A 14,087-nucleotide genomic window follows, 5' to 3' on the forward strand; every position below is an offset into this window, starting at 1 on the left:
ATCATAAACTTCAAATACTTTTCACGCATGATCCTCCTCAAATTTGAATCAATTAAAATCTTTTTTTTATGCATCATAAGCGGGATTGGTTTGTGAAAAAATTATATTAAAAAAAGAATAACAAGGTCGATGAATCATTTTAAGGTCTAAGAGCTGGCAAAATGTATGATAATTTGCGCTTTTATGAAGCGTAGCAGAGCAGAATAGATTTTAGATTATTCATGGAGACTTTCTCGTTATACCCCTTCAGGCGCACCATCATAAAACGAGCTTCAGAACATTAAGACATATTTCTTTAAGACAAGCGCATAAATTGGCACCATAAGTGTTTTTATTTGAAGTGTTCTATTTTGCATGAAGGACGTGCCCCCATTTAAAAATGGGAGAAATAAAAGTGTCAAGCAATGCACAAATCCCATTAGGCTTTACAAGCAAGCCTCACCCTATTCATCACACACTTTAACAAAACACATTTCTCTGTAAATTTGTAAATCTTATGTCACTTACCCTAAACAATAGAATTTTACAGGACAAAAGGATAAATTAAAGCAGGAAAAATTTTTTCCTATAAAGAACAAAGAACGCTTGGAAAGAAGTCAAGAATTTGCCTATACTATGGGGCAGTAAAGTATCATAAGGAGATAAAAAATGCGCCTTACAGTTGTTGGTGCAAATGGAAGAATGGGACGTGAACTCATTACAGCAATCCGGCAGAGGAAAGATGTAGAGCTTTGTGCTGTTCTTGTACGCAAAGGTTCAGCTTTTGTAGGAAAAGATGCCAGTACATTAATTGGTTCAGATTCTCTTGGGATTCGCATCACGGATGATCCTGAAAGTGCTTTTTCAAATACAGAAGGTATTGTAGATTTTTCCCACCCCCAAGCCAGTATTTTTTATGCTCACCATGCTGCTCAAAAAAAACTTGTCCATATTATCGGCACCACAGGATTTAGCAAAACAGAAGAAGAAAAAATCGCAGACTTTGCAAAATATACCACAATTGTCAAATCCGGAAATATGAGCCTTGGAATAAATCTTTTAGCCAACTTTGTAAAGAAGGCTTCCAAAGCATTAGAAGCCGATGATTTTGATATCGAAATTTATGAAATGCATCATGCGAATAAAGTTGATGCTCCTTCTGGAACGGCTCTTCTTCTTGGCCAAGCAGCGGCTGAAGGTCGCGATGTTATGCTGCAAAATGTGCGTGTCAACGAACGCAATGGTCATACAGGGAAACGTGAAAAAGGCTCCATTGGCTTTTCTTGTTCACGGGGGGGAACAGTCGTTGGCGAACACAGTGTTATTTTTGCTGGTTCCCATGAGCGCATTGTTCTTTCCCATACAGCGCAAGAACGCTCCATCTTTGCCAATGGCGCGTTAAAAGCAGCTTTATGGGCAAAAAACCATGAAAATGGTCTTTATTCAATGCTCGATGTCTTGGGATTAAACGATGAATTTTAAACAATCAATAAAATAGAGGCACTTCATAATGGGACGCACACTTGTACTCATCCGTCATGGACAAAGCGAATGGAATCTCAAAAACCTTTTTACGGGTTGGAAAGATCCCGATTTAACAGAAAAAGGTCATGCCGAAGCGATAGCAGCAGGAAAAAAACTGAAAGAATCTGGTTTGAAATTTGATATCGCTTACACATCTGCCCTACAGCGTGCCCAAAAAACAACTCAGCACATTTTAGAGCAAATGGAACAATCAGATTTAGAAGTAATCAAAAGCTCCGCATTAAATGAACGTAATTATGGTGATCTTTCTGGTTTAAATAAAGATGAAGTGCTCCAACAATGGGGGCAAGAGCAGGTACAAATGTGGCGCCGCTCCTATACGATTGCACCCCCGAATGGAGAAAGCCTACGCGATACCGGTGCACGGATTTGGCCCTATTATCTTTACCATATACAGCCTCATATTTTGCGCTCTCAAACTGTTTTGATCGCAGCGCATGGAAACTCTCTTCGTGCTCTTATTATGGCGCTTGAAGGTCTCTCCGGAGAGGAAATTATATCTCAAGAATTAGCGACCGGTATTCCTATTCTTTACACCTTTAATCCCGATTCCACTATTTCATCAAAAACAATCATCACACCTTAAATTTTCACAATCATGATGCTCCCAAAAAATTTAATTCAATCGTTTTAAACGAAGAAAATAAATTCTATAATTTTATTGACAGAATTGCTTCACACGCTTAGATGATTTTTATAAGCCCAGATGGCGGAATTGGTAGACGCGCAGGTTTCAGGTACCTGTGCCGCAAGGCGTGGAGGTTCGAGTCCTCTTCCGGGCACCATTTAACTTTATATCAAAAGTGAWTTGTTTATTTTATACATGTTTTTTTATATGAGGGAGATGCAAATAAACATAAGAGGATGGAATTTTCCCACACGCCTCTTAATTGTTGTAAATCAGAACTTCTTTTGAAGGTATTTTTTGCCATCCTTAATGCCCAAATGGTCTGCACTTCTAAAAGACAAAATCTTTAAAGATCTCTCTTATGACAATCATTCAGCCTCAAAATAAATGAGCTTTGAATGTTTAAAAACCTATACCCTTTAAAATCATAAGGAAAAATTTTTACGCTCTGTTGTTTGTCATTCAACAAAACACCCCAAACTCATTAAACTTCAAATCCAATAAAATTGAAAAATCACCACAAAATGATGGACCATAAAAATTCAAAGAAAATAGATTATACAGACTATAACGAATAAGAAAAATTCTCTTTTCTAAAAATCACTTTTCAAAAAAAAATTATTTGATAAGAAAAGTAGAAGAAAACGGAAATACATCCTTAAAATATCTGTACACATTCTCATTGGTAAAGAGAATACTTTTTAATAGCGAACTCAAAATAGTTTATTATCAATGATAATAGGAGAGTTTGTTTTTTACACCACCATGAATCAATAAAAAACGTAGAAACATAAAGCGTACAATCACCCATTACTAAGAGAAAACTCTGATCACAGATCTGAGTTCTATTTTTTGAACCCACTTTTTTTCTCTCTAAAACATGAGACAATCTATTGAATCACGAGTATTACACATCTCTATATTCAAAACGAGTGCTATAAAAAATTCGAGTCCTTGTGCCCCTTTTATTGTTTTTTCTCGAATAATCCCTCGATTTCTGCATCTCGTTCTTTAATCACTTTTTCTAATTCTACAGCGACCTTTTTATACAATCTGGAATGCTTAATAAAAGAATAATAAAGCATAATGATCGCTATGTTTAAAACACAACCAATAATTATAATGGCGAGAAAAAATAATATTATAAGAGCCGTTATTTTTCTTTCCCTTTTTTATGCGGCAAAAGCTTTATCTCACCGCTGAAGAGTGTCTTCTAATTGCTAAAGTATTTTTTCAATTTCTTCGTCAATCGCATGTATAAAATTAAAATAATCGGGGAAGCTATCAAAAAGCATAACGAAATAAATGCGATAAAAATACATATAAGAGTAAGAATATCGAACTCTCTGATCCCATCCAATACTTGGACAATGGTCTCATCCAACATCTGGATAACAGAGTCCACAGCCAAACTGATAACAAATAGGCAAAAGATTATTTTATAATCTTTCGATGAAAGTATCATAGCCTCTTTAAACGCTAAACCTTTAGATTCTTTGTCAAAAGCTGAAGAGACACCTTATGATCTGGATTTTGCAGCGTCTCATACAATGGTTGTATTTCTTGTATTTGTCATACCAGTCTCATTTTATTCTTCATTTTCGGAGCGTATTTCTTGTGCTTCTCTATATCTTTTCCATCTATCTTTTTCCGCTCTTTCACAGTTTCTGTTACACAAAAAACAAAGAGCTCCTATAATAACCATAACGGAGATGATAAGTATTATTGCAAATCCCATTGATCATTCCTTTTTCAATAAAATTGTTGTTCATCTTCTCATGCATTCTTCCCCATTGCATCAATGAACAACTTTTTGTTTTTTTATCGAGATATTTTCTTCAAACCTTGAAGTTTGTTGTTTAAACGATCAACTTCGTGATTGAGCCTTTCAAGTTCTTTATTGAGCTCATCAACATGTCTATGATGTTTAGAAATCACTTCTAAAGTATGTAATGACTGAGCCTGATCCTTAAGCTGATCAGCTTCATTTCCAGCTCGAAAGGCTTCTGTTCTTTTCTCAACATGTTCAAATAGAGTAAAAAACTTCTCGATCCGCTCAAAGATTGCAGCATTTCGTTTTTGCGTTATCTCATATTTATAAGTAAGCTGTTTGTTATTTGGCATATTTTTCAGCAATGCCAAATAGAGTTCTTGCTGTTCAAGAGCTATTCTCTTAAAATCCTCTACCGCTATCCCTACTAACTTCATGGTATCCCTCCACCCCCGTTCAGCATTTGCTTTTTCAAACGCGACTGAATCGAGATTCTGAACAGCTTCATCCCGTTCCTTAACAACTTGAGAACAGAATAATTTATCCACACTCGTATAGCCATATGAAGCAGACACAAAATATGTGTGCAAAAATATGATAAGCAATAAGCCTTCTCTCAACAGAATTTTTTTTGTAAACATTTTTCTATTTTCTCGTACAAAACACCTTAAAATAAACACATAAATTCTTATCAAAAGATTCGTAATGGAATTTATTAAATCTATTTAGAATAATCTACGATAAAAATAAAAAGGGATAAATTGTACATCAATGAAATATTCTATGAAATTAAACTATAAAAATTAATTTATTCAATAGATTAGTTATACACTTTTCTGTTTAGCTCTTTATCTCTATGGAAGAAATTTAATCCCTTTATACGTGAATGAAAAAGAATTTAATATAATATTATAAATAAATCAAAAATAATATTTTGATTAATAAATATAGAGACACTTATGAAATAAGTTATATATAAAATTGATAAAAACAATCAATGTTATAGAGATTACTTTTAATATAGATTTGGTTTTAACAACAGCAGTAAAAAATTGCGTTTTTTTTACAAAAATTCAAATTTATTTATTTGCGATAGTATATTTTAATACTATATTTCTTAAATTAATTAAAAGATCATAGAGTATTAAACTGATAGGACGCATTTTTCTCAAGCAGCATTTTCGAGAGAAAGATTGATTTAATCAGCAGGGGCAAGGAGTGAGCAAAGATATAATTTAGGAGCAGTATATATTATTATTCGTAAAAAGATGCCGTTTTGAAGCAGGCGAAAAGAACTTTATGATCAATTAGAAGCATAAATTAGGGGAATTTGATTTTTCTTACAGCGCAGTCGATCACAAAAAAGATAATAGATAAAATTTAAAATTCACCATTATTCATCATGAGAAGAAAGCTTTCGTCACACGTTTGATTTTCTGAGTTTGAGCTATTGTTTTGTTCTGTCTGTAATATGCTTCAATAAGCACTCTTTTAGGGTGTTTCCATGATAAAAGTAACGGTTATCGAAATAACGAACCTTGCGAAACAATTTTTTAGACGTAAATTGATACGGAGAAACAGTCAGAAAGAAATAGGGAGGATACAAAAGTTGATGAACATAAAAAAGATATCAAAAAATTAGCCCAAACAGATTTATGGATCATTTTTGCTATTTTACCTAATCCGCAAAGAGAATGGCTTGATGAATGGTCTGTAAAAAATAAATGCTCCTCTGTAAATTCTGATTGTGTCAATGATCTTGCTGTCTTGGGTTCATTTCACAGATCTAGAGAAAATGGTTTCTATGGAAGCAACAGACCCACAAGCAATTTCCCTCATTAATACGCTTTGAGGTACCATATAGACCAATGCACCTTTTAAATTTGGGGCTACTTATGAAAACAGCTTACCACTAATCCCTAGATGGGAATATGAAGCCGCTAACTCTTTACAGAAAATATTCTCTTCAGTGAGAATTCTCAATGTACATTCTACGGAATAATACAATGAACAGCCCACGCACCCTTGCTCTCACCTATGGCTCCTATAATGCCGTACGCATGCTCATTGGTGTCTACCATGCGATTTTTTTAATGTCTAGGGGGGTAAGTCTTGCGCAATTGGCACTACTTCAAGTTGTCTTTTCCGCAACTATTCTACTGCTTGATTTTCCTTGTGCTGTTTTAGCGGACAAATATCGACGTAAATATTCTGTAATATCTGGCGTTTTTATGATGGGAATGTTTTATCTTCTCTGCCCTCAAGCCCCCAATATGACAGCACTTGTTATTGCACAAATTCTCTATTCAGCAGGCATTTGCATCATTGTCAGCGCCATTGACGGATGGATTTACCATTCTCTTGGCGATAAACACGATCACTTTTCGCATTATGAGCATCTTTATCACCAAGTGAACTCTTTCGGAAGTATTCTCAGTGGGATTGTAGGCATTGGAACGATCTATTACTCTGGACAATATTTTATGGGATATATCATCCCATGCCTCATGATGGGGTTTATTTTTTGGTCTTCCTTATTATTCCTGAAGAAAAGAAATCGGTGATTGAAACACACAAAACAAAAACAATCTTGCACAATGCAAAGGAAACGCTCTGGATCTTTCAAAACACCGTGGGAGGTGCACGGTTTATTTTCCTCATGTGTTTTTTTAGTGCTGGGATTCAGATTATTTATCATTTCTGGCAACCAATTATCCTTTCAGGAGAAAAAATTGATCACCTCAACGGTTCGCAAATGTTGGTCCTCATGTGCTGTCATATTGAAGCCTTTTCAGCGCAATATTTTTCAAATTTACTAATGTCTAAGTATCATGTTCTTGATAAAAAATATAAGAATTCTATCAAGTATTTTTCCTTCTTTTCTTCTCTGATGTGCATAGCGCTCTATTTTTTAGTTCATAACAATCAAACAGCTGCATCCGTCGTTGCCTTCTCTTTAATCCATGGATTTATTTGTACCGTACCAATAGGAGCAAAAAGCTTATTTTTTTCAGAACTAAACCAAACACAAACGCAGCATATTTCTGGTGTTGTCAGTGCTGTATCTTTTAGCGGAAGAATATTTTCAATTACCGTATTAAGTATTATTTCTTTTCTTCCTGCAAAAGTTTTGCCATCTTATTATCTCATATTACCAACTCTTACTTTTTTCATGTGTGGCTTGGTCATCATAATATGGATGAAGCACGCTCAAAAGTCTTCATGAGAGGAAAACGATAAAATTATCACCGATAATTTTTTCTAAAAGATTTTCTTTTAAAAGAGATAAAAGCTTCTTTAGGCCCTTGACATATCTAGCTTTCAACAGACAACGTGCTCATAAAGCAACAATTCATAATGATAATCTACTACACTCAAATATTCTAAGATTTTTCAAATCTGTTTTATCTTGAATCAACAAAAATCATTCGCGTGAACATCATAAGCAGCAAAAACTGTATGAGTAAAAACGATTGAGAAAGAAAAGAGTCCTTTTATAAACACTCATAGTCAAGAAAGACTGTAACACGGACTCAAAATCCCTAAGCCTACTATATAATGCACTGATTTCATTGAATAATGGCGGAGAGGAAGAGATTCGAACTCTCGAGAGCCTTTTGAGCCCTACTCCCTTAGCAGGGGAGCGCCTTCGACCGCTCGGCCACCTCTCCAAGGAATTGCATAAATGGTATCAATAGAAAGTTCAAGACATTTTCGATTTTTTTTCCCAAATATCTGAAATTTTTTTCTTTATTGTTTCCATAAGGACAAAAAGTTAATAAAGCAAAAATTGTGTCTTTTTTATCACATCTTTTCGAATAGTACATAGATACATTACGAAAAGGTCATTTCATATTTGAAACTCTAAAAAGATTAGTATAGCTAGAATGATAAGTACCGCGTATTTTGCTTATGACTTTGTCTTTAATGTATTAGGCAAGTGATATTCTTTAGAAGAAAATTAAACGGACCTCGGAGATCCCATATGAATATTAAGTCCCTCTTTTTAAGCTCTACAGCAGCTTTTTTAGCAATTTCTGGAGCACATGCTGCTTCAACAGTTGTTGCCGAACCTGAACCGATAGAATATGTTCGCGTTTGTGATGCCTATGGAAAAGGATATTTCTATATCCCTGGAACAGAAACTTGCATGCGTTTGTCAGGAAGTGTTCGTGCTGATTTTGTCGGTGGTGATAATATCGGTGCAACGTCCGAAGCAGAACTGAAAAACAAAAGAAAAACCTACGGCTCATCCTCACGACTTACCCTTGTATTTCAAGCCGCTTCTGAAACAGAAATGGGAACCCTTCGCTCATATGCGAGAATTTCCTCAAGCTGGGGTGATGGCAATGATAAAGCTGCTGGAAGACTTGCAGCCGCTTACATTGAACTTGGTGGTTTTCGTGTAGGTCTTGACGATACCATTTTCAACAGCTGGACTGGTGGTTATGGAAATGTTTTCAATGATGACAGCGTAGCACCTGCTGGCACAACACGTACCAGTTTTATTTCCTACACCTTTAGTGGTGATTCCGGTTTTTCTGCTATTATCGGAGCTGAAGTAGGCAATAATGCAGATACTCTTCCTAAAATACAAGAGACAAGAGAAATGCAAGGTTTCTATATTGAGAAAAATGGAGAACTTGTTCCTGTCACTCAAGATACTCTTCCAAGTAAAGCAATTAAAAATTACACCCCCAATGTGGTTGTGGGTATAAAGTTTATGCAAAAATGGGGTGGTTTTTCAGCCGTTGCCGCATATGATGCTTACTACAAAAAATGGGGTGGAAAAGTCCGTGCAGATTTCAATATTAACGACCGTTTTAACCTATGGGTAATGGCTGGCTATAAAAATGGCCTTGATTACTATACAGAAAATGAAGATCATGAGTTATCACGAAAAAGCACAACGATCTATGCAAACTGGGGCGGTAAATGGGCTGCTTGGGCGGGTGCCACTTATAAACTTACGCCAAAAGCAGATTTGAATGCTCAAATTTCTTATAGTGTTGTAAAAACCTTTGCAACGTCTGTCAATATTGCATATACGCTGGTTCCAGGGCTTGTGATTACACCTGAATTGACCTACGTCTCTTGGAACGATGATCGCGTTATAAAGGATGCAAATGATAATGAAAAACATTTCTTTAATGGAAAAAGTGCTTTCCAAGGTATGATCCGTTTACAACGTTCATTCTAATTCCATTAGGCTATAGCTTTGAAAAACTGGCAACATACGTTGCCAGTTTTTATTTTTGAAATCCAATATCATAAGTACCCTTTCCTGATACTTATTTTCTTATCCTTCTGACAAAAACGACTTAGTTTCACAAAAATATTCTCAAAAAGTTAACCTTATGTGCTTGATAAAACCTCTTCATACGGTATTACCCATCAATTCAAACAATCTCTTCCTTGCTCTTTAAAGTGTACCCCATTGCTTTATGACCCAATTGATCTTTCTTTTGGTAAATTACACCGAACCTTTGTAATTGTAAGGTATGATCTTCTCAGATAAGTTCTACCCTAAATATTCATTTAACTGCACTGAACTAAGGAGCTCATCCCATCCCCTCATACGTCACAAAAAGGGTTAGCGTATAAATAAAACTGAACAAGAAAGAATGACAAATGTTTATGAACGTTTCAAAAGTTAAAGACTGTCGTGCAACATTGAGAGCGAACAAAGTGTATAATGGTACTAGGCTGCTCTTTTATGAAACGTAAAAAGATGATGATAAACAATACACTTCACAGAGGATTTTATCTTCTTTACGAATGCCGTTGTAAAATATCTGTGTGACACACACCGAAAAATATTTCCTAAAACAAACAAGTAAATATGCAATAGGAGTCCATTTTATTTGAAGCATTCTATCTTGATGATCCCATTATAGACAACATCTTAACTTTACTCGTTCTTAATTGGCATGTTTTTAAAGGAAGAAAAATTAAAGACAAAGAAACAGCAAAACTTCATCTCTGCAAACTATAAAACTTTCCATAGAGTCATGTTTTCATGACATGAAACGCTTGATACCATACATAAAATTTTTAAAACGATAAATGCTCTTTTTATATGAAGCCAATCAGCAAAAAATAAGCGCTCACATATCATCATAAAATATCTTTTAATTCAAATAAACTGAATTCACGAAAAATATTTATCAACCAATGCATAAAGAATTGCTGCTGTTTCCACATCGAGAATCCCATCATAATTTTCTTGACGAAAATGAAGTTGAAAAGCTCGGATCAAATTTTTGTACCCTATTTCAGTAGATGCCGCTGAAATATCATATCCATAACATTTCAGCTTCGCCAAAACCTCCTCTTTGAGCGGAAAACTCTTAGAGAATTGTTCTTGATAGCGTTTTTTGGGCTCATCATCATACCATGCCCCTATCCCTGCCCTAGAAAGTTCTTTCCATGGAAAAGCTGCTCCCGGATCACTTTTTCTCCCAATGGCAATATCACTATGCCCCACAACATTCGTTGGCATAATATCGGGATACCGTTGAAGAATATTCAATGCAAGCTCTTTAACGGCATCAATTTGTATTGGATTATAAGGAGAAAAGCTAAACTCCTCGTTATGAGGCTTCATTAAATCAGCGTTCCCTTTTGAAGACTTAGAATGGCTCGTTGCTAAATTAACGATTTCAACCCCAATAGAGCTATCATTGAGATGACTATGCCCAGCCCATGAGCTAACACCTGCATGCCATGCACGCTCGTTTTCATCAACCAGATTAAAAATACGCATATCTTTAAATCCAGCATCACGATATGTCTGCTCTGAAGGATCAGGAACAAGATAGTGTGCACTCACCTTTTCTCCTGTAAGTGCCATGACCGATGCTTTAAAATCAAGAGACGTATAATGCATGACAAGAAAACGAACACGACGATTAAAACTCTTGACAGAACGATAACTGTTATAATCAATCCGATACATAAAAGCACTTTCTTTTTAGCTTTAAAAACCAACGCGTATCACAACAGATAGGACACGAACCGTTGAAAAAAGCAATGAACTTGCCATTTAAACACTAAGAATTACGTCAAAATTTTGTTCATCCACAACATCAATCCTCTTATCAACAATCAAGGACCCATTTTTATTTCTTCTCACCTACGCATAAAGGAAAAACTTTTTGGGTGCTTTACAGCAATTGATGACCAAATAACTGAGCAACACATATTCGCAATCAACGCTTCACGGACATATTTTTCAATAAAATTTGCAAAGCTTTTCTATCAATGATACTGTGCCTTGTCTTTTCACAATATCTCATCTTAATTTATAAAAAATATCGATTATTTAAAACCTTTTATGAACATAAAGTCTATGGATTTCTTTCATATGCTCTTAATAAAAGATAACAACATTAATTTATAATGAGCATTAATCTTTTTTTTACATCTTAGATAGAAAAGCCAGATAAATCCTCTTCTATTGGATTAATCAAGGCCATTTATTTTCACATCAAAAGTAAAGATTAATGGTTAGATAAAAACAACATTGTATGATGCATATATCTTATCCTCTTAATCTAAAGAGCAAAATCCATTGCAATATTGGGGATTAGAAAAGTAACACCACAAAACTCCAATCCAGCATAGAGACCTTCAGTATTTTCGCTGATACCACAAAACTAAAAGGTGACTGAAAACCAATGAGGTATCTTACGAAACATCTATCAGCAAACAGACCTAACTTTTGGCAACAAGGAAAAACAGGAGAAAAATACGGAGATTGACACTCTCTTACAATGAAGGGGAAATTCCTTTTGCTGCTTCTCCTTGACTGGTTACAGCACCAAGCAAAAAAGCATCGCATTCAGTTTTTTAGCAAGTCACTGGAGGAAAACAATCCCCTTCCTGTTTCCAACATCCCGCCCCCTTATCACCATAAGTGAATTCAATGAGCACCTGTCATGGTCTTTTTAAGACCTCCAATACCCCCTCACGGATTTCTGGTCCCAGTCCATTACGCAATGACCCAAAAACTTTCTTTTTCATAATCCCTCTATCCATTCGCTAACGATTGCATTCGTCATAACAGGATTATCATCCCACAAACGCGTACCAGCCCCAGAAATTACTCGATATTCATGATTGACACATTGGCTTTTTGTTTGATTATCAACGGTTGCAAGTAGCGACTTTTCACCCACCAATGCTAAAAACTTCCCCGTATACTTAAGAATCTCATCTCTAGCATCTAATGCCAATAAGAGTTTAAATCCTCTTGTCATCCGTTCAATGGCCATGCCTTTTTGATCTTGTGGAATTTCCAAAGCGGCTCTTTTTTTAATGATGCCGCAAGAATGCATAAAAACATTCAGTGTTTCCAAAGCTCCCACCAAATCATTATTTTCTAAGTGAATCAAAATATTTCCAAGGCGCTGTTGCAAAAGCTTATCTGGATAGCCAGGAGCATTGACAGCAAGTACAGCTTGAACATTGGGAAGCCGTGCTGCCAATATTTGTACTAACATTCCAGCCATAGAAAATCCCACAAGCACTGTAGGTTCTTTAAAATACTTTTCAAGTTTTTCTACCATAAAAGATAAAGTTTCGATAGCAGAATAAGTGCGGAAATAAGAACTCTTAGGAAAAAGCGAAAGTGTATCCAGCAGCGTCACTTGGAATCCTTTTATCACACAGAGCTTTATCAATGGAGAACAAAAAGCCCCCTCATCCCAAATTGGCATCACAGGAGAAAGAATAACAACAGGAAGGCTCATTGATCAATTCCGCCTCTTGCTTGAAAATAGGTCTTATAGCCCAAACTCTTTCCCCAAAATGTCATGAAAATACAGGTATGAAACTCTACACCCACAAAATACCCCCATAACAACCAATGAGATTCAAACTAAGCTTATGACCAATTTAAACCCCATTCAATCCAACAACGCAATAAAAAAATCATTCCATAACAAAGTCTTCAATCATGTAAAACATCAGAAATATTTCTGCATAATGCTCTTTTTATCATTTTACTCAGCTTATTTCTGAGGTCATAAAATGACGCGCTTTTTGAATATAAATAATAAAACCAATCATGCAACACACTGCTAACAAAGTTGCCATAGCTCGTGGGCTATGACCAGAGATCTTTCCGATAACCGCTGCACTTCCCAATTGCAAAGACCCCATAACACCAGAGGCGGCTCCAGCAGCTTTCGGATGCAATGAAATAGCCAATGCTGTCCCTAAGGGTAATAAAAAACCATTACCAAAAGTAAGAACAGCAATCTCCATAAAACTTGTCACAAGAGGCCATGGACTTACATACATTTGCAAAGCAAAAAGCCCCCCCGATAGCAAAAATAATGTACCCTCTCCCCACAGTCTTTTCCATAGACTCGCGTTCAAAAACCCACCGCACCCAAAAATTTCCCAAAATATAGGGCGGCGACACCAATATAGCTATAACTAATGTGTATCGGCGATAACCCCAAAGTCGTGAGCAAAAAAGGCGACTCCACAATATAAGCAAAATAGGCCGCGTAAGAAAAACATGGAATAAGTGCATAAAAAATAAATTGTTTATTTCTGAGAACGTCTAAATATCCCTTCATAAATCCTATCGGAAAAAACGGCTGTCGCTTGTGGGGAGGTAGAGTTTCGGTGAGCACAAGACAACACAGTAAAATAGTCAAAAATATAAAAAAGCTTAAAAAGATAAAAGTTGCCTGCCAATGAAAAGTTTGTATCAAAAGTCCACCAATAAACGGTGCAAGTGCTGGCGACATTCCAATAAAAGGGAAAACAATCAAATAAAGTTTTCCTGCTGCTTTTTTATCCAATAAATCATTGATAATCGCGCGACTTAAGACAAGCCCTGCACAAGCTCCAAGACCTTGAAAACAACGTAATAAAAGAAAAGCATGAATATGAACTGTATAAATCACACCAATTATCATGAATAACCACAAGAATAAGCCTAATAAAAGTGTTTTTTTACGTCCAAAATTATCACTGAGCGGTCCATAAATAAGCTGCCCCAATGCCAATGCAAACAAAAAACAGCCACTGCACTTTGAATTTGAGATTGTGTCACTTTATAATACTGACGCATATCTCCCAGTGCTGGTAAAAAAATATCTGTAGAGATCAATCCCCCTGTAAATAAACAAATAATCAGTATAATAA

The 14,087-nt window shown here is 35.7% G+C and carries 6 protein-coding genes, 2 tRNA genes and 2 pseudogenes; 5 read left to right on the forward strand and 5 right to left on the reverse strand.

From position 1 onward, the window contains the following. The first annotated feature begins 648 nt into the window (after nt 1-648). The 3 genes from dapB to HWX04_RS06845 all read left to right on the forward strand — a co-directional run bounded on the left by dapB (nt 649) and on the right by HWX04_RS06845 (nt 2,309). Nucleotides 649-1,461, forward strand: coding sequence for a 4-hydroxy-tetrahydrodipicolinate reductase (gene dapB, locus HWX04_RS06835; RefSeq protein WP_175869408.1), 813 nt, complete (start codon nt 649-651; stop codon nt 1,459-1,461). 28 nt (nt 1,462-1,489) lie between these two features. Continuing rightward, nucleotides 1,490-2,110, forward strand: coding sequence for a 2,3-bisphosphoglycerate-dependent phosphoglycerate mutase (locus HWX04_RS06840; RefSeq protein ID WP_175869409.1), 621 nt, complete (start codon nt 1,490-1,492; stop codon nt 2,108-2,110). Between the two features lie 114 nt (nt 2,111-2,224). After that, a tRNA-Leu gene (locus tag HWX04_RS06845) sits at nt 2,225-2,309 on the forward strand. Between the two features lie 1,664 nt (nt 2,310-3,973). Here HWX04_RS06845 and HWX04_RS06850 read toward each other — a convergent pair. Then, nucleotides 3,974-4,471: a hypothetical protein gene (locus HWX04_RS06850; RefSeq protein ID WP_246257563.1), complete on the reverse strand. Its 498-nt coding sequence runs from the start codon at nt 4,469-4,471 to the stop codon at nt 3,974-3,976. 1,458 nt (nt 4,472-5,929) lie between these two features. Here HWX04_RS06850 and HWX04_RS06855 point away from each other — a divergent pair. Then, nucleotides 5,930-7,149 (forward strand): annotated as a pseudogene (locus tag HWX04_RS06855) (MFS transporter). Nucleotides 7,150-7,503: 354 nt separating this feature from the next. Here HWX04_RS06855 and HWX04_RS06860 read toward each other — a convergent pair. Next, nucleotides 7,504-7,594 (reverse strand) — tRNA-Ser (locus HWX04_RS06860). Between the two features lie 314 nt (nt 7,595-7,908). Between HWX04_RS06860 and HWX04_RS06865 the strand changes: the two genes are divergently transcribed. Next, complete coding sequence (locus tag HWX04_RS06865) at nt 7,909-9,123, forward strand: porin (protein ID WP_175869411.1); 1,215 nt, start codon at nt 7,909-7,911, stop codon at nt 9,121-9,123. Nucleotides 9,124-10,074: 951 nt separating this feature from the next. Here HWX04_RS06865 and HWX04_RS06870 read toward each other — a convergent pair. The 3 genes and pseudogenes from HWX04_RS06870 to HWX04_RS06880 form a co-directional block, all read right to left on the reverse strand. Beyond that, on the reverse strand, nt 10,075-10,881 hold the full coding sequence (locus HWX04_RS06870) for an N-acetylmuramoyl-L-alanine amidase (protein ID WP_175869412.1): 807 nt from the start codon (nt 10,879-10,881) through the stop codon (nt 10,075-10,077). Nucleotides 10,882-11,944: 1,063 nt separating this feature from the next. After that, complete coding sequence (locus tag HWX04_RS06875; RefSeq protein ID WP_175869413.1) at nt 11,945-12,676, reverse strand: alpha/beta fold hydrolase; 732 nt, start codon at nt 12,674-12,676, stop codon at nt 11,945-11,947. 256 nt (nt 12,677-12,932) lie between these two features. Continuing rightward, a pseudogene (locus tag HWX04_RS06880) lies at nt 12,933-14,085 on the reverse strand (multidrug effflux MFS transporter). Between the last annotated feature and the right edge of the window lie 2 nt (nt 14,086-14,087).

This window comes from Bartonella gabonensis, assembly GCF_903679515.1.
GTDB classification, from domain to species: domain Bacteria; phylum Pseudomonadota; class Alphaproteobacteria; order Rhizobiales; family Rhizobiaceae; genus Bartonella; species Bartonella gabonensis.